The organism is Kocuria marina, from assembly GCF_000786655.1.
Taxonomy (GTDB): domain Bacteria; phylum Actinomycetota; class Actinomycetes; order Actinomycetales; family Micrococcaceae; genus Kocuria; species Kocuria marina_A.
In genome coordinates, this window is record NZ_JROM01000041.1 from 79,551 (window position 1) to 96,802 (window position 17,252).

Genomic DNA, 17,252 nt, shown 5'->3' on the forward strand with positions numbered 1-17,252 from the left:
TTCACAACGCGGGCCCGCACCATCGTGCGGGCCCGCGTTCTCATGTTCAGGGCCTGCCATCCGGTGTCGCCGACCGGTTTCCCCGACTTGGTTGCGTCGACCCAGATCATCTCCCGGCTCGTCATCCGCGCCCGGTATTCGTCGCGGGGCGAACGTACGCGGCGTCGTCGTGCGCCGTGTGGCGGCCACCACGCATACTGGGAAGGACCCTAGAAAGCTGCGAGACGACGGAGGCAACCGTATGCACAAGGTCAAAGGCGTGGTGGTGCGGGCCAAGAACGAGCCCGCCACCGTGGAAACCATCCTGGTCCCCGATCCGGGGCCGGGCGAGGCACTCGTGGACGTGCTTACGTGCGGGGTGTGTCAGACGGACCTGCACTACAAGGTGGGCGGCGTGGGGGACGCCTTCCCCTACCTCCTGGGGCACGAGGCCACGGGCGTGGTGAGCGCCGTGGGCGAGGGCGTCACGGAGGTGGCCGTGGGCGATCACGTGATCCTCAACTGGCGGGCGGTGTGCGGCGAATGCCGGGCCTGCCGCCGCGGTGAGCCGTGGTACTGCTTCAACACCCACAATGCCGAGCAGAAGATGACCCTCGAGGACGGCACTGAACTCGAGCCGGCTCTGGGGATCGGCGCCTTCGCGGAAAAGACCCTGGTCGCCGCCGGGCAGTGCACCCGCATCGAGTCCCCGCTCGAGGACGAGCAGTACGCCGCGGTGGGTCTGCTGGGCTGCGGCGTCACCGCCGGGATCGGCGCGGCGATCAACACCGGCGCGGTCAAGCGCGGAGAGTCCGTAGCGGTCATCGGCTGCGGCGGCGTGGGCACCGCCGCGGTCGCGGGTGCGGCGCTCGCTGGTGCGACGACGATCATCGCGGTGGACGTGGACGACGACAAGCTGAGCATCGCGCAGCGGCTCGGCGCGACCCACACGGTCAATTCTCGGTCTGTGGATCCCGTGGAGACCATCCGCGAGCTCACGGGCGGTCACGGCGCGGATCTCGTGATCGACGCCGTGGGCGTGGCCGACACCTTCATGCAGGCCTTCCAGGCGCGTGACCTCGCGGGTCGCATGGTCCTGGTGGGCGTTCCCGATCCCGGGACCGTGGCGGAGATCCCGCTGGACCAGGTGTTCTCCCACGGCGGGTCCATCAAGTCCGCGTGGTACGGGGACACCCTGCCCTCGCGCGACTTCCCGATGCTCGTGGACCAGTACCTCCTGGGCCGGTTGGACCTGGATGCCTTCGTCTCCGAGCGCATCGCCCTCGAGGACGTGGACGCCGCGTTCGGGACCATGAAGTCCGGCAAGGTCCTGCGTTCCGTCGTGGAACTGGCCCGATGACGCGCACACCGCTGACCGTCCTGACCGACCCGCGCGGCGGCGTCACCGTCACGAACTGCGTCACGGAGGGTACGTTCAGCCTGGACGGCGAGACCTTCGACGTGGAGAACAACGTGTGGGTCGTGGGTAACCAGGCCGAGTGCGTCGTGATCGATCCCGCGCACGACCCCGACGCCGTGCTCGCCGCCGTCGCGGACCGCACCATCACGCACGTGCTGCTGACCCACGGTCACGACGACCACATCGCGGCGGTGCGCGAGTTCACCGACCGCGCGGACACGGACGCCCCGATCATGATGAACCACGAGGACCTCATGCTGTGGCGCGCCGTCTACCCGGAGGGGCCCGAGCCCGAGCCGTTGCGAGACGGACAGGAGATCCTCGCGGGCACCGTGATGTTCACCGTGTTGGCCACGCCCGGCCACTCCCCCGGGTCCATGGTGTTCCACGCCCCGCACCTGGGTGAGAACGGGGTGGTCTTCACCGGGGACACGTTATTCCAGGGCGGCCCGGGTGCCACGGGGCGGTCCTATTCGGACTTCCCCACGATCATCGACTCCATCGAGAAACGGCTGCTCACGCTGCCCGAGGACACCCTCGTGCTCACGGGTCACGGTGACTCCACGACCATCGGCCAGGAGAAGCCACACCTGAGCGAATGGATCGCCCGCGGCCACTGAGTGATCGCGTTTGCGGTACGACGCCGCTCGGCCCGGTCCCCTGCGAACCGGCCCGGGCGGCGTCGTCGTGTGAGCAGCGTCAGATGCGGGGCCTGGGCCCGGGGCTGCGGCGTTGCGTGTAGTTGAAGACGAGGGCGGTGGCCAACAGCACCATGGCGGCCGCCATGGGGACCATGGCCGCGGTCATGTAGTCGAAGTGCACGCCCAGGTACGCGCTGAGCGTGAGCCCCACCGCCGTGGCGATGCTCGACGCCACGGTCATCCGGGCCACGAGACCCAGGAAGTCGCTGCCCGCCGTGACGTAACCGGCGCTGCTGTGGACGCACAGCAGGCACGGGCCCGAGAACAACCCGAGCGCCAGGAGCACGAGGGAATACCCCACGAAACCGGACGGCCCGGACATGAGCATGGACGCCAGCAGTGCACCCGTGGCGGCGAGGATCCACATGTTCGCCGCACTCAACCGGCGGCGGAAACGCACGGCCAGGCTCGACCCCACGGCGGCCCCGAACCCGAGCAACGCATAGATGACCCCCATGGTCTCCACGCTGTCCAGGGACACCGAGTAGACCACGAGGCACCCGAGCACCGCGCCCATGAGGGCGTTCAGCGCCGCCACCCCGTAGATCAATCCGTGGCTCAGCCGGAACAGGGCGCGGCTGCGTCCGGGCGCGCCGCGGGCGCGCCGCCAGGACCAGAGGGGCATGTCCGCGCGGGGATAGCGGGCGGAGGAATGCAGGACGAAGGCCGCGGTGATCAGCACGGCCCACACGGCGGCGAAACGCAGCACCACCGCCGGTCCCATGGTCACGGCGAGCAGTCCCGTGAGCGCGGCACCCAGCACCGTGGCCAGGCCCTCGTTCACGGATTCGCGGCGCATGGCCGCCGGGAACGCCTGTGACCGGTCCTGCGCTCGCAACACGGAGGCCCAGCGGAGCCGCGCGGCCAGTCCCATGGGTGTCATGACCACGCCGGCCACGAAGAACGGCGCGAGCGCGGAGACGGCATCCCACGAGACCGGGATCTCGGTGACCTGGGCTCGTGACAGCACCCAGAGGATGATCCCCTGGATCAGGGAGAACGCGACCAGGGCCCACAACTGCCACCGGGCGTTGGCCAGCGCGGCCACACCCACGCCGCTCACGGCCATGCCGAGACACAGGGACGCCGAGCTCAGCGCGGCCGTCCACGCGGAGGAGGACGAGACCGCCACGAGCGTGAGCAGGCCCAACGGGGCCATGACCTGGGGCAGCCGGAGCAACAGGGTGATCGCGCCCAGCCTGCGATCGCTGCGCACGGTGCGTTCACGCGGGGTGAGCACCTTGCCGGGCTTCTCGGGCGCGGGGCGGCGGATCGCGGTACTCACGGCCTCAGCCTACGCGGCATCCCACGGCCCCGCGACGACCGACAGGTGCGAGCCCCCGGGGGTCTTAGTGACCACGAGCTGGGTGTCGATGCGTTGTTTCATCTCGCTCACGTGGGACACCACACCGATGACCCGCCCCGTGCGGCGCAACCCGTCCAGGGTCTCGAGGACCTGCTCGAGGGTTTGTTCGTCGAGGGAGCCGAAACCCTCGTCCACGAAGAGCGTGTCGATCTCCTGTCCCCCGGCCTCGGCCCGCACGACATCCGCAAGAGCCAGGGCGAGCGCGAGCGACGTGAAGAAGGACTCACCGCCCGACAGAGTCTCCGTGCCCCGGCGGACACCGGTCCACGAGTCGTCGATCTCGAGTCCGAGCCCGGACTTGCCACCCCCTCGGGTGCGATCCGTGTGCACCAGGGTGAAGCGTCCGGAGGACATCCGTGCGAGGTGTTCGGACGCCACCGCGGCCACGTGCTCGAGTTTCGCGGCGAGTACGAACGAGGTCAGGGTCATCCGCAGGGCGTTCTCGGAGGAATTCGCGGTGGCCACGTCCGCGAGTCCGCTCAGGCGCTGGGCGTTCTCACGGGCGCGCACGAGCTCGGCGTGTCGGGCGGGCATGCGCTCGGCGTGGGATGCGGCGTCGGACGCGAGGGTCTGCAGCCCGCCCAGTTTCTGGTTCAAGGAATCCCGCAGTTGTTCGAAGCCGTCCCGTTCGGCGGCGGTGCGAGCCAGTGCTTCCTCGGACACGCCCGCGCGTTCTTCGGCACTGAGCCCTTCGGCGCGTTGCATGTCCTGGGTCGCGAGTTCCGCCGAGACCGAATCACGCTCCTCCTGCAGGGCGGTGAGCCGCTCGGAGAGTTGGGCCGCGTCCGCCGGGTCCATGAGGGCCTCTTCCACGGCGCTCTCGGTCTCGAACGGGGACGCGTCCAGGGCACGTTCCACGGCACCCTGCGCGGTGCGGGCCTCGTGCTGCGCGTTGTCCAGGGCCCGCTGTTGCGATTCCCACTCGCTCACCGTGCGCACGAGGTGCTCGGACCGTTCGAGGAACTCGGTGGCCGACTCGAAACCCCTGATCCGCCGGGCCAGCTCCTCACGCCCCCGGTCACACCGTGTCACGAGTCCCCCGAGGCGCGCACGGCTCCCTGCGATGTCACCGTTGATCCGCGTCCCCTCCCCCTCGAGATCCTGGACCTCCCGCCGAGCAGTCGCGATCTCGGCCTCGCCCCGGCGCACCCGGGTCAGGCTCTGCTCGAGTTGGGCCAGTTCCTCCTCGGCGTGGCGGCACCGGTCCACGGCGGCGTCGACGTCCTTGTCCGCGCCGCGCGCGAGTGCCTCGGCCGCGCCGGTCTGCGCCCGCTGCCACGCTGCATGGGATGTATCCACCGTGTCCTGGGCGGTGTCCCGGGCGGCGCGTGCGCGATCGAGTGAGTCATCGGTGACCTCGTCCTCGGTTCCGGCGCTGGCAAGGTGCGGGTGCTCCGTGGCTCCGCACACGGGGCACGGATCCCCCGGCTCCAGCCCGGTGGCGAGGGTCGCGGCCGCACTCACGTAGCGCTGCGCTTCGAGCACTTCCACGTGCTGGGCAGCGGCCCGCCGTGCGGTTTCGTCCTCCCGGTACTGGCACGCCCGTTCCTGTTCCTCCGCCCGGGCCCGTGCGTACTCCCGACTCGCGGCCACGGCCTCCCGCGCGGTGCGGGCTCGTTCGCGCACGAGGGCCTCGTCCTTGACCTCCCCCAGGAGTTCGCGATGTGATTCCTCGCTGCGGGTCAGGGCGTCCCGCGCGGAGACGAGATCCCGGGTGATGTGCGTCGCCCGCTCCTCAAACGCTGAAAGGTCCTTGCGTTCGCGCGCCGCCTCCTCCTCGTCCCTCGTGAGCGAGTCCTCCTGGGCCACGGCGCCCCTGGCGGATTCGCGCGCGGTCACGACCGCGTCGCGCAGTCCAGCGGGCACCTGCCCGGACTCGTCCATGGCGTCCATGAGGCTCGCGTCCGGACCCAGAATCTGCTGAGCCACGCGGGCCAATGGCGCGCCCCCCGTGATGGTGGCACGCAGGTCGGTGACGGTAGCGTCAAGGGTCGCGACGCGCCGTCGGGCGTCACGCAGTTCCGCGAGCGGCGCTTGGAACCCCTGTGCCGCCTCGTGCTCGCGCAGTTGCCGGGCCGCGTCCTCCGACTGCTCCGCTTGTTCCGCAAGTTCATCCCGACGCCGCGTGAGTTCGCCGTGCCTCCTGACCAGCGAATGCAGGGTCTCCAAGCGGGCGTTACGCTTCTGGGCCTCGGTGTACGACGACGCCGCGCCGTCCCGTGCCCGGCACACCGTGTCCACGAGGGTGTCGCAGTCGTCGACCAGCTCACGCCACCGGTCCGCGCTCCCTTCGTTGTCGGCGTCCGCGGCCATCCCGTCCGCGGGCCCCTCCTCCGAAGTAGCCGACGCAGCATTGGCCGGGGCTCGGCCGTGGTCGGACGAACCCGCGTCGGTTTCCCCACCGGTGGCGTCCGCCGCGGTGCCCGCGGCGACTTCGCCGGTCGGCCCCTCGTCCGATGGGAGAGCCAATCGGGCCCGGAGCGACCCGGGGAGGCCCGAGAGCACGTCCTCCGGTAACCGGGCGACCGTGTGGGCCACCCGTTCCCTGAGCCGAGCGAGAACCTCGTCCGCTCGTTCGGCCTCGCGTTCCGCCTCGTGCAGGACGCTCTTGGCTCGGTCCGAGCGCGATTTCAGCTCGTCCTGGATGTCCGCGTAGACGTCCGTGCCGAACAGGGTTTCCAGGAGGTCTTCCCGCTCCTTGGAACCGGCCTGCAGGAACCTGGCGAACTGACCCTGGGGAAGCATCATCACCTGAGTGAACTGCTCACGGTCCAGGCCCACGACGTGGTGGATGGTCTGCCCCACGTCGTCCGGGCGGTAGCCGCGGTCCACCCATTCCCCCGCCACGTGTTCCCGCAATGACACCGTGGCGTGACGGTCACTCCACCCGGACGCGGCCCGCGAGGACGGTTCGCGCCATGCGGGCGTCCTGCTCACCTGCCACCGCCGGCCACCCGCGGTGAACTCCAACTCGACGCGCGGCCCGGTGCGGGGATCCGCGTGGTCACTGTGCTGGGCCTTGCGCCCGCCCTTAGCGGCAGTCGTGGGCCCGGAACCGTAGAGCGCGAAGCAAATGGCGTCCAACACACTGGTCTTACCCGACCCGGTTTCGCCGTTCAGCAGGAAGACCCCCGCCTCGTTGAGGACGTCGAAATCCACCGTCTCCTGCTTGGCGAACGGCCCGAAGGCCGTGATCTGCATCCGATGCAGCTTCACTGCTCCACTCCCCTGCTGCGCGCGGCGGCCACCGCGTCCGCGATCTCGTCCTGTTCCGGCCCGGACAGCCCCCGGTGCCGCACGTGGTCGTAGAACTGGGCGCACAGCTCTTCGGCACCGGCGGCTTCTGCGACCCGTGCGCTGTACGCCTGCTGGGTCAGGGGCCGGCCGCCCTCGGGTTCCCAGCGCAGTTCCACCGTGTGCGGGAACCGCGTCCTGATCCGATCCATCGCGGATGCCGGACGGTCACGATCCGTGAGGACCACCTGGCACCAGGCACCCTCCGCCGAGGTGTGCGCCGGATCCCGTAGCAACTCGTCGAGTGGCCCCCGCAGGCACGCCAGATCCATGCGCGCGGCGTGATCCAAGCCGGTGACCTCCTGAACCCCGGTCTCCTGGACGTCCACGAGCCACGCTCCCTTGGGGTGTCCGGCCTCGGAGAAGGAATAGGCCACGGGCGAGCCGCTGTAGCGCACGGTGTCCGCGACCCGCTGCCGGCGGTGGATGTGACCGAGCGCCGTGTAGTCGTGACGGGCGAAGACCTCCGCCGAGACGGTACCGAGTCCCCCGGAATCGACGACGCGCTCCGAGTCCGTGGGTTGCGCCCCCGTCACGAACGCGTGCGCCATGACGACGGACGGGATGTCGCCTCGTTCTTTCCTGTCCGCATCGATGCGCTCCATCACGGTGCCCAGCACGGCCTGGTGCGTGGGTGCACAGTCGAGCGACGGCGCGGCCGCGCGCGGTTCGATGTACGGGATGCCGTACACCGCCACCGTGAACGCCCCCGACGGGGCGGCACCGCGCGGGTCGCGGGCGGGCGGCGTCGTCGCCCGGGCGACCGTGATCGTGGAGTCCGTCGACTGCGAGAGCAGGACCGGGGCGTGGGCGTCCGCCACGCGAGTCAATAGGTGAACACCACCGTGGGACATGATCCCGGAACCGAAACCCAACCGCGCCGGGGAGTCGTGGTTGCCGCTCGTGAGTATGACGTACGCGCCCGCCTCGCGGATCTGCGCCAGGGTGGTGCTGAGCAGCTCCACCACCTCCGTGCGGGGCTGGGCGCGGTCGTACACGTCCCCCGAGACCAGGACCGCGGAGACACCGTAATGCCGCACCCACTCGACGATCTCGGCCATGGCCCGCGCCTGGACGTCCAGGATGTCGACGCCGTGGAAGGTACGCCCCAGGTGCCAGTCGGAGGTGTGCAAGATCAGCATGGGGTCAATGTAACCGCGGTCTCGGACACCCACAGCGACCTGCCACACATGTGCAGGTCGCACGGCGCGGGCGCCCCTGACGGTGTGTTTCACCGCGTCGCGAGGCCGGCGCCGCGCAACGTGGCGGATTGTTTCTACTCCCGAGTTCTCTCATCCATGCGGTGACCAGGGGTCATGCATGCGCATGTTCTTCGTCGTCCACAAGCTACGGCCCGGCCATGGCCCGCGCCGTCATGCGCCTCTATGCTCTGGGGGATGTCTGGTACGTCACACGACGGTGTGGCATGAGGGGGTTCACCGGGATGCATTCACCACGACTGATCGACACGGCCGGCCGGGGAGCGACCCTTGCCCTGCTCGCAGCGCTGCTGCTCACCGGGTGCGGTAACGGCTCGCCCGAAGCGGGTGGGGGTGACAGCGCCGCGCCCACGGGGGCCACTTCCGCGGGGACGACGGCGCAGCCCACGTCCCCCGCGCCGGACGCCTCGTCCGCGTCCCCGACGACGCCGCAGAGCGGGTCCCCGAGCGGCTCCGACAGCGAACTGCCCGATGACTGGCGTCCGGAGGAACCCACGGTGCTGGCCACGGGTCAGAAGGTCCCGGAGGACTACGAACCCGCCACGCTGGAGCATCCGGCCCGCAACGTCCCCAAGCCCGTGATGCCCGACGAAGCCATGGAGGAAACCGAGGCCGGCGCGCAGGCGTTCCTGGACTATCGGTTGGCAGCGCAGTGGTACGCCTTCCAAACCGGGGACACGTCTTTGATCCGCGACGTCACGTCGTCATCCTGTAGCCGATGCGCGGACCAGCGCACCCGAATCGAGCGCAATTTTGGGCCCAACCGTTGGATGGTCGGAGGCTACGAGGACGCCCAGATTCTGCCCGATTCGTTCGTGCAAAGACCAACGGGCGAATACACTCTACCGATCGACGCATCGAGCGCGGGCGTGATGGTGATCGACAACGGGGACATCGTTAGCCGGCAGCTCCCGTATGACGACGAAAATCTCTTGGATGTGTCCCTGACGTATGGAAATGGGCGATGGACATACGTCACAGCATCGCCCCGGGGCAAGTTGTGATGATGAGATACGGGCGCGGCATAATTTCGGCGTTAATCATTTCATTTTTGCTACTCCTGACTTCTTCATTTGGTCTCAAAATTTCCTACGCAGCTGGGTCTCCCTCCGGATTTGGCCAGGGCGATGAGGCCATTCCCGGGGAAGTAAGTGCGAGCGCCAAAAATGCTGTGATTGATATCACCTTGGCCGTGAGAGAGGCGGGCGCGGCTCCCGGTGTCAGCGCGATCGAGACGGAGAACGGACTAGATGGGCAGCGACCTGGTGGCGCCACGGCGTGGGATCCGGATACCGATCCCGCGTTCCAGAAGGCCCTGCGTGACCGGCTGATGTCCAATGAGGATTCGATCTTCTTCAGTGCCCGCCTGATGGACACCGCCAAGAACAAAACCGTCTACGGCCTCCAAGACCCCTGCACCGACCAACGTGGGGCAGCACTCACACGGTGCCGTACCACCCAAGAATGCACCGACGACACCGGGGCCGCCGGTGTGAACATGGACATCGTCATTGGCGGGGCCAATGACAGGACCCGCGCAGCACGCGGTACCCAACTATGTGTCAGTGACACCCAAGCCGATCAAGCCAGCGACGACGGGTACGTGCCGCTGCCGGTGTTCACCCTCCAGGACTTCCAACAACTCGCCGTCGCCCCGGCAGCCAGTCATGTGCAACCCGCCCCGGACACCTTGAAGAACATGCACACCAACGTCTACGCCGCAGCCCAACCACAGACCTTCACCACCACCCTGGGTGGGTACCCCGTCCAAGTCCGCGCCTACCCGGTGCAGTACACATGGGACTACGGGGACGGCACCACCCTGGGCCCCACACCGTTGACCGGGGCACCCCTACCGGAGGGTGCGTGGGATGAGCCCACCGACACCTCCCACGTCTACACGGTCACCGGGGACTACACCGTGGGCCTGACGACCTCGTTCTACGGGGAATACAACATCGCCGACACCGGGTGGCAACCGGTCGCCGGGTACAACCAGGTCACCTCACCCCCGGTCGCGTTGAGCGTGTGGCGGGCCACCGTGCACAACGTCGCCGACGACTGCCACACCAACCCCACCGGCATCGGCTGCCCCGGCGCCAGCAAGTAACGCAACCGGACGAGAGTCCCGCGCCTAACGCTCCCGAGGCCGGACATGCCCGTAAGCCCGCACACGCTCCTGTGCCACCAGGCCGTCCCGATCGGCCCCATGCCCGAGCTGCATCACCCCGCACGCTCCTTTGCCACCCTCATAGACTGACCCCATGACCGCACCGCGCACGCCCGAACTGTTGGAACAAGACCGCGGTCTGGACGCGGCGGCGTCGTGGTATCCGTCGCTCGTGCGGAGCGTGTTCCTCGCGCCGTGGCGCGCGACCGCGGCCGAACAACCCGGCGAGGCAACCCAGCTCTTTGCCCGCACTGCGGGCGCACTGAACGCGGTGGCCCACTGGGCGAATGACGGTCAGGCCGCGGATCCCACGGCGTGCGCGTGGCTCGCGTATCTGCGCTGGGCCGCGCGCAACGGCGCGAAGCTTCCCGGCGACGCACCGCACCCGCCCGCCGACGACCTGGACCGCGACTTCCCCCTGCTCGCCGCACCGGGCGAGCACGCCGGGGACAGCTTCACCGCGCTGTCCACGGGCCACCTGGGCGAGGTCACTCGCCCCGTCCTGCCGCTCGCGGACAGCGCCGAGGTCCTGGTCCGCACCGTGCCGTACGCGCTCGTTCCAAACATCGGGTGGAAGTCGCTCGTGGCCCTCGCCGTGGACTCGGCCGCGATCACCCACGGCAGCGCCGAGGCTCAGACCGCGGCGGTGGGTGCGGCCCTGGCCGTTCATGCGGCGGCCCGTGCGCGGGACAGTGGGGCCTCGCTGCAGGACGTGGTCGAGGAAACCGGCCGAGTGGTCGCACTCATGACCCGGCCCGCGCCCCTCACCAGGGAGCTGCTCGACCTGTGCGCGGACCGATCCGCCCGGGATTCCCTGTTCGATGGGATGACGGAACCCGCGGGCGCGTTCGCGCGGGCCGTGGGGGACGGAACCGCGGCGTCGTCGGCCCTGGCGCTCGGGCTCGCGGCCGCGCTGGGCGCCGAGGACGCGCCGCACGCGGACGGGGCGGGGAACGACGTCGCTCAGCGGGCTCTCGCGCTGCTGTCCGGTCATCCGGCGGCGAACGACGCGGCACGCACCGTCGCGGTCGGTGTTGCCGCCGCGCGCTGGGGGCTCGGGGACGCCGCACACAGTGAGGACATCGAGGAGAGCGACAACGGCGCGCCCGGCGTCCACGGCTCGGCTGGCGGCAACGGCGCCGTCGGCGACGACGGCATGGTGCGGCAGGCCGCCTTGACCGAGGACAACAGCGGCGCCAGGAAAACCGACAGCGGCACGGACACATCCGGCACCGATTCCTCCGGAACCCGCGCGGCGACCCGCCGTGAACTGCTCGCCCTGGCCGACCGCTGGCTCACCCTGTGGCGGCCGCACGCCTGAGATTCACCCCGATCGGAGGCGTCCCGTCACAGGGTCGCGTGCTGCAGCCTGACCCCGTAGTGCGCCGTGAGTTCGGCCATGCTGCGCGCCCCACTGCGGCGCGCGAGGTCGAGCACGATCCCGGCGCACGCGAGGGAGTCGCTCAGCGCATTGTGGTGCTCCACGACCTCCGCCCCCGCGGCGCGGGACGCCGACGGCAGGGCGTAGGAACGCAGCGTGTAAGCCGCGCGAGCCAAGCGGAGAGTGCACGCGTAGTCCCAAGTCCTCGCGGTTCCGCCGCACGCCCGATTCGCCGCCTTGATCACGCCGGTGTCGAAGACCGCATTGTGTGCCACCAGAACCGAATCCGGATCCTCCGGGCTGATGTTCTCGCACATCCAGTCCCACAGCAGGTCGAACGTGGGTGCGTGGGTGACGTCCGCGGGCCGGATGCCGTGGATCCGGACGTTGCCGGGCTCGAACCCGTCGTGGCCGAGCGGCGGACGGATGAGTGAGTACCGGGTGTCCACCACCTGGCCGTCCCGGACCCGTACCACCCCCAGGGCGCACGCGGACGCAGGGCTGCGATTGGCGGTCTCGAAATCTATGGCGGTGAAACTGACGGGCACCCGATCAGGGTAGGCAACGCCTCCGACATGGCATGTCGCTCACACGGAGGCCATGGCGCGGGTCTCGTACCACGCGTCCGCCTTCTCCACGGCCTGGCGGATCTGGGCGGTGTCGAGCTCGTGGTGTAGTGCGTACGCCACGGCCTGCAGCGGGAAGATCCGCGAGTGCAATCGTGCGCGCAGATAATTCTCCTCGTCCGTGGCCTGGCGCACGCTGGACCAGCCGAACCACAGTCCGAGGGACGCGACGTCGTACGCAGGATCACTCATGCTCGCGTGGTCCCAGTCGATCACGCCCACCAGGTGCTCGTCCTGCCACAGCATGTTGGAGCCCATGAGGTCCCCGTGCACGAGCCGCGGCGGGACGTTGTCCAGGGCCACGAGGTCCTCGATCGCGTTCATGGCGCGGTCCCGGTTGCGCGGGAGCAGCAGCGGCAGCACCTGGTCCAGCAGGACGTGGCGACGGCGGTGACCGCCCCAGTGCTGACCGGGCCGGTCCAGCCACGGCTCCGCCGCGCGCGCGTCCGCATCACGCACCTGCTCGAGGACCCTGCGCAGCTCCCGCGGGTCCGCGTGCCCCGGCGGGCGGGGGCTGCCGGGGATCCAGGTCATCCCCACGGCGGTGTACCGCCCGTCCTGCAGCACGGGGGTCAGGGGGCGCGGCACGGCGAAGTCGAACTCCGGTAGCCGCGACAGCGCACGGGTACGCCGGCGCACGTTCTCCCCCGAGGTCGGGTTCTTGGCGATCCGCACGCTCATCACGTGCCCCGCATTGACCACGATGTGCGCGGACCCGCCGGCGTGCAGCTCCCATTCGGAGCGATCCACGCGCACCCCGGCCTCCGCCAACACGGCCTCGACGGCCGGAGCGAAAGGTAGGTGTCCGCACGCGAAAGTCATGGGTCAGTCCTCTGGCTCCGGTTCCAGGGGCGACGCCGCTGCGGCTTCCGGCCCGTCCTGCCGCGCAGTACCGCTCGACCCCGTGAGCAGCTGCAACAAGTGCGGCAATACCGCGGCCATGGCCCGCGCACGATGGCTGATCCTGTTCTTGTGCTCGGGACTCAACTGCGCGCAGCTGAGGCCGTCCTGGCCGTCCGGGGCGAAGATCGGGTCGTAGCCGAACCCGTTCTCCCCCGCGGGTTCGCGCAGAATGGTCCCGGGCAGCTCACCCGTGACCACGTGCTCGGTGCCGTCCGGTGCCACGACCGCGGCGGCGCACACGAAGGAGCCGCGGCGGTTTTCGGGGGCGATGTCCCCGAGCTGGGCGAGCAGCAGCTGGAGGTTGGCGGCGTCGTCGCCGTGGACCCCGCTCCACCGCGCGGAGAAGATGCCCGGGGCGCCGCCCATGACGTCCACGCTGAGCCCCGAGTCGTCCGCGAGCGCGATGAGTCCCGTCTCCGCGGCGGCGGTGCGCGCCTTGAGCAGCGCGTTTTCCTGGAACGTGACACCCGTTTCGACGACGTCGCTCAGCCCGGCCGTGCGCGCGTCCACCACGATCCCGGGATCGGTCAGCCCCGCGTCGCGGAGCATGGCCTGCAGCTCGCGCACCTTGCCCGCGTTCTGTGTCGCGAGCACCACGCGGGCGCCGCGTACGTCATCGGCCACGGGTGGCCTCCAGGGTCTCCCGCTGGATCTCGGCCAGCTGGGCGCACCCGGCCACGGCGAGGTCGAGCAGGACGTCCAGTTCGGCGCGCTTGAACGGTGCGCCCTCGGCCGTGCCCTGGACCTCCACGAAGTCCCCCGAGCCGGTCACGACGACGTTCATGTCGGTTTCCGCGCGCACGTCCTCCACGTAGGGCAGGTCGAGCATGGGGACACCGTCGATGATCCCCACGGACACGGCCGAGACCGTGTCGATGAGGGGATTGACCCGCGGCTTGAGGATGCCGTTGTCGTGGGCCCAGCGGATGGCCTCGGCGAGTGCGACGTACGCGCCGGTGATGGACGCGGTGCGGGTACCGCCGTCGGCCTGCAGGACGTCGCAGTCGAGGACCACGGTGTTCTCCCCGAGGGCCTTGAGGTCGATGATCGAACGCAGGGAGCGGCCGATCAGACGCGAGATCTCATGGGTGCGGCCACCGATCTTGCCCTTGACCGACTCGCGGGCGGAACGCGTGGAGGTGGCGCGCGGGAGCATGGCGTACTCCGCGGTCACCCACCCCCGACCCTCGCCCTTAAGCCAGCGGGGCACGCCCTCCGTGAGTGACGCGGTGCACAGCACACGGGTGCCGCCGAATTCGATCAGGGCGGAACCCTCGGCCTGTTCGGACCAACCGCGGGTGATGGTGATGGGCCGCAGTTCGTCGACGGCGCGCCCGTCCGCTCGTACCAGCCCCGATGCGGCGGAGCCACCCTCGCCCGTGGAATTCTCGGTGGATCGTGCCGGGTCGGTAGGCGAAGTCATGGGTTTCAGCCTAGTCCCCGGTCACCGCGCTTGCCAATGCATTGAACGAATGGTCGGTCGGCCCGGCGACGTCGTAACTCGTGGCCACGCGGGCCACGGTGACCGGGCCGGAGAACGCTCCGACGGCCTCAGCCGTGGCCGTGTCCACCGAGTTCCACACGGGCAGGTGGGTCAGCAGCAACCGCCGCACACCCGCGGCGGTCGCGGTCTCCCCCGCACGCTTGCCCGTGAGGTGGATCCCGCGCAGATGGTCCTCGCGGCCCTCCTGGTAGGCGGCCTCGCACAGGAACACGTCCGCGTCGCGGGCCGCTGCCACGAGCTCCTCGCACGCGTCCGTGTCCCCCGAGTACGTGAGGACCTCCGTGCCGTTCGCCCCGCGGTACTCGACGCGCAGCGCGTAGGGCTCGGGACACGGGTGATACACGGGGTGGGGCGTGACAGTGAACGGTCCCACCGTCACGGGCTGGTTGGCCTGCCACACGTGAAAGTCGAACTCGGTGTCCATCGAGTGCTCGGGCGGCAACAGGTGCAGCTGGTTGAGGTAGCCGTGCAACATGGACGGACCGTAGATCGGGATGCGCCCGCCCTGCCATCCGCGGGGATCCCACTTCACGGCCACGTGCAGACCGCCCACGTCCACGCAGTGGTCCGGGTGCAGGTGGGAGAGCATGATCGCGTCGATCTCGTGCAGGTCGATGTGGCGCTGCAGGACACCCAGGGCACCGCTGCCCATGTCCAGCACGATGCGCCACGTGCGCCCGTCCGCGTCCTCCCCGGAGAGCAGGTAGCACGAGGCGGGGGCGTCGGGCCCGGGGAAACTTCCGGTGTTACCGATCACTGTGAGGATCATGGGTGATCGCCTTTCTGGTGCCGACTCAGCGTTGAGCCGCGTGGATCGTGGCGAGGGAACCGGTGGGGTACTGCTCCGCGACGGACGCCGTGTGCCGCACGCGGACCACTTCGGGGCCCAGGAACCGTTGGGCGAGGACCTCGAAGCTCACGGGGTCCCCCGTGGCCAGGAATTCGTGGTGGGGAGCGAGCTCGGGATCCCGCTCGAGGTGGTTGTCCAACAGGCAGCGGTAGACGTCCCGCGAGGCCTCTTCCGAGGACGAGACCAGGTTCACGCTCTCGCCCATGACGTAAGAGATCACCGCGGTGAGCAGCGGGTAGTGCGTGCACCCGAGAACCAGGGTGTCCACGCTCGCGTCCTTGAGGGGCTGGAGGTAGTGCTGGGCGGTGCGCAACAGGTCGGGCCCCGTGGTCACGCCGCGCTCCACGTACTCCACGAATTCGGGGCACGCCACGGACGTGATCTCGAGCTGGGGGGCCGCCGCGAACGTGTCGTCGTACGCGCGTGAGCCGATCGTCGCCTCGGTACCGATCACCCCCACCCGACCGGAGCGCGTGGTGGCCACCGCACGGCGCACCGCGGGCTGGATGACCTCGGTCACGGGGATGTTGTAGCCGCGCGTGTAACGCTCGCGCGCATCCCGCAGCACTGCGGCGGACGCGGTGTTGCACGCGATCACGAGCAGCTTGACCCCGGAGTCCACGAGGTCGTCCATGATCCGCAGGGCATTGGAGCGCACCTCGGCGATCGGCAGGGGCCCGTAGGGGCCGTGCGCGGTGTCACCGACGTAGAGGATCTCCTCGTTGGGCAGCTGGTCGATGATCGCTCGCGCCACCGTGAGCCCGCCCACACCCGAATCGAACACGCCGATGGGCGAGTTGGGATTGGGACCGGTGGGACGTTCGTGCGCCTGCATACCGGAAAACTGTAGTGCTTTTCGCGCGCCTCATGGCACATGCGACGTGTGATGTACGCGATCCCCGGTCACCGGGACGGCAGGGTCTTCAGCAGCGCGTTCATCAGGGTCTCCTGCAGCCAGGAGACGAAGTTGTAGACCACGCCCATGTACTGCTCCACGTCCTCGGCCCGGCCGAAGTCGGTCAGCTCGGCCACGCGCTCGGCGGCCTCGGCCGAGTCGATGTTCAACCGGGAGGCCAGCACGAGGCGGACGTCGTTGAGCGAGCGCGCGAAGTCCTGTGCCTGCTCCACGCTCAGCACCACGGGCTCGGACTCCAGGGCCAGGGAGGACGCGCGCAACGCCGCGGTCTTGCGTTCGCGCAGCGAGCGGTCCGTGAGTCGCCGGAACTCGGCGGCCTGGTCCGGGTCCGACGACGCCGCGGGCAGCAGCCTGCGCACCGCCGGGTCCGTGGGTTCGGCCACGTCCTCGTCCCAGCCGAGCAGCGCCTCGAGCGGGTCGTCGTTGCGAGCCGACCCGTCCTCGCGAGCCTCGGGCTCGAGGGTCTCCCCCACGTCCGAGAACAGTTTCTGCAACAACCGCACCTCGGGGGCCTCGAACCGACCGACGATGCCCTTGCGCGTGCGCTTGAACCCGTGCGCCATCAGTGCTCCCCCGCCTTCTCGTACGTGGCCCACAGGCCGTAGCCGTGCAGCGAGCTCACGTGCGTCTCCGCTTCCTCGAGGGTTCCCGTGAACACGATCGAGCGGCCCCGGTTGTGCACCTCGAGCATGAGTTTGCGGGCCTTGGCGTCCGAGTAGCCGAAGTGGGCGCGGAACACGTAGACCACGTAGCTCATGAGGTTCACGGGGTCGTCCCAGACCACCACGTTCCACGGCACGTTCATGGCCGTGACCGCCTGCTCCTCCCGTTCGAGCACGGGGGACTCCGCCGGCGCGGAGCTCATCAGGACGGCCGGGATCCGGGCGGGGACGGCGCGGTGCGTAGTGGACATCGCCTCCAT

General features: G+C 69.6%; 16 protein-coding genes. 5 read left to right on the top strand and 11 right to left on the bottom strand.

Going from position 1 to position 17,252, the window contains the following annotated elements:
- The first annotated feature begins 241 nt into the window (after nt 1–241).
- Nucleotides 242–1,339 (top strand): S-(hydroxymethyl)mycothiol dehydrogenase, encoded by a 1,098-nt coding sequence (locus tag AS25_RS09440; protein WP_035964628.1) that lies wholly within the window; start codon nt 242–244, stop codon nt 1,337–1,339.
- On the top strand, nt 1,336–2,019 hold the full coding sequence (locus AS25_RS09445; RefSeq protein WP_052160864.1) for an MBL fold metallo-hydrolase: 684 nt from the start codon (nt 1,336–1,338) through the stop codon (nt 2,017–2,019). Before AS25_RS09440 ends, AS25_RS09445 begins: the two co-directional genes overlap by 4 nt.
- Before the next feature lie 79 nt (nt 2,020–2,098).
- Here the strand turns inward: AS25_RS09445 and AS25_RS09450 are convergent, their stop codons facing one another.
- Genes AS25_RS09450 through AS25_RS09460 form a run of 3 tightly spaced genes read right to left on the bottom strand, consistent with a single transcriptional unit; the run spans nt 2,099 to nt 7,902 of the window.
- Complete coding sequence (locus AS25_RS09450; protein WP_253270537.1) at nt 2,099–3,385, bottom strand: MFS transporter; 1,287 nt, start codon at nt 3,383–3,385, stop codon at nt 2,099–2,101.
- A 9-nt stretch (nt 3,386–3,394) separates the two neighbouring features.
- Nucleotides 3,395–6,667 (bottom strand): AAA family ATPase, encoded by a 3,273-nt coding sequence (locus AS25_RS09455; protein ID WP_035964745.1) that lies wholly within the window; start codon nt 6,665–6,667, stop codon nt 3,395–3,397.
- Nucleotides 6,668–6,678: 11 nt separating this feature from the next.
- On the bottom strand, nt 6,679–7,902 hold the full coding sequence (locus tag AS25_RS09460) for an exonuclease SbcCD subunit D (protein ID WP_035964630.1): 1,224 nt from the start codon (nt 7,900–7,902) through the stop codon (nt 6,679–6,681).
- 284 nt (nt 7,903–8,186) lie between these two features.
- Between AS25_RS09460 and AS25_RS09465 the strand changes: the two genes are divergently transcribed.
- The 3 genes from AS25_RS09465 (at nt 8,187) to AS25_RS09475 (ending at nt 11,471) form a co-directional block, all read left to right on the top strand.
- Entirely contained in the window at nt 8,187–8,984 is a 798-nt protein-coding gene (locus tag AS25_RS09465; RefSeq protein WP_035964631.1) for a DUF6318 family protein, read from the top strand.
- A gap of 167 nt (nt 8,985–9,151) precedes the next feature.
- Complete coding sequence (locus tag AS25_RS09470; protein ID WP_253270539.1) at nt 9,152–10,090, top strand: PKD domain-containing protein; 939 nt, start codon at nt 9,152–9,154, stop codon at nt 10,088–10,090.
- A gap of 154 nt (nt 10,091–10,244) precedes the next feature.
- Nucleotides 10,245–11,471: an ADP-ribosylglycohydrolase family protein gene (locus AS25_RS09475; protein ID WP_035964632.1), complete on the top strand. Its 1,227-nt coding sequence runs from the start codon at nt 10,245–10,247 to the stop codon at nt 11,469–11,471.
- Nucleotides 11,472–11,497: 26 nt separating this feature from the next.
- Here AS25_RS09475 and AS25_RS09480 read toward each other — a convergent pair whose 3' ends face one another.
- The 8 genes from AS25_RS09480 to clpS all read right to left on the bottom strand — a co-directional run bounded on the left by AS25_RS09480 (nt 11,498) and on the right by clpS (nt 17,195).
- A complete protein-coding gene (locus AS25_RS09480) occupies nt 11,498–12,079 on the bottom strand; it encodes a 3'-5' exonuclease (RefSeq protein WP_035964633.1) in 582 nt (193 codons plus the stop codon).
- Nucleotides 12,080–12,118: 39 nt separating this feature from the next.
- Entirely contained in the window at nt 12,119–12,979 is an 861-nt protein-coding gene (locus tag AS25_RS09485; RefSeq protein ID WP_035964634.1) for a phosphotransferase family protein, read from the bottom strand.
- A gap of 3 nt (nt 12,980–12,982) precedes the next feature.
- Nucleotides 12,983–13,684 (bottom strand): RdgB/HAM1 family non-canonical purine NTP pyrophosphatase, encoded by a 702-nt coding sequence (rdgB, locus tag AS25_RS09490; RefSeq protein ID WP_035964636.1) that lies wholly within the window; start codon nt 13,682–13,684, stop codon nt 12,983–12,985.
- Entirely contained in the window at nt 13,674–14,483 is an 810-nt protein-coding gene (gene rph, locus AS25_RS09495; RefSeq protein WP_052160865.1) for a ribonuclease PH, read from the bottom strand. The genes rdgB and rph overlap by 11 nt, the downstream gene beginning before the upstream one ends.
- Nucleotides 14,484–14,493: 10 nt before the next feature.
- Nucleotides 14,494–15,333, bottom strand: coding sequence for an MBL fold metallo-hydrolase (locus AS25_RS09500; RefSeq protein ID WP_035964638.1), 840 nt, complete (start codon nt 15,331–15,333; stop codon nt 14,494–14,496).
- Nucleotides 15,334–15,358: 25 nt separating this feature from the next.
- A complete protein-coding gene (gene murI / locus AS25_RS09505; protein WP_035964639.1) occupies nt 15,359–16,249 on the bottom strand; it encodes a glutamate racemase in 891 nt (296 codons plus the stop codon).
- A gap of 68 nt (nt 16,250–16,317) precedes the next feature.
- Nucleotides 16,318–16,893, bottom strand: coding sequence for a DUF2017 domain-containing protein (locus AS25_RS09510; RefSeq protein ID WP_035964640.1), 576 nt, complete (start codon nt 16,891–16,893; stop codon nt 16,318–16,320).
- On the bottom strand, nt 16,893–17,195 hold the full coding sequence (gene clpS / locus AS25_RS09515; protein WP_035964752.1) for an ATP-dependent Clp protease adapter ClpS: 303 nt from the start codon (nt 17,193–17,195) through the stop codon (nt 16,893–16,895). Before clpS ends, AS25_RS09510 begins: the two co-directional genes overlap by 1 nt.
- Nucleotides 17,196–17,252 lie beyond the last annotated feature (57 nt).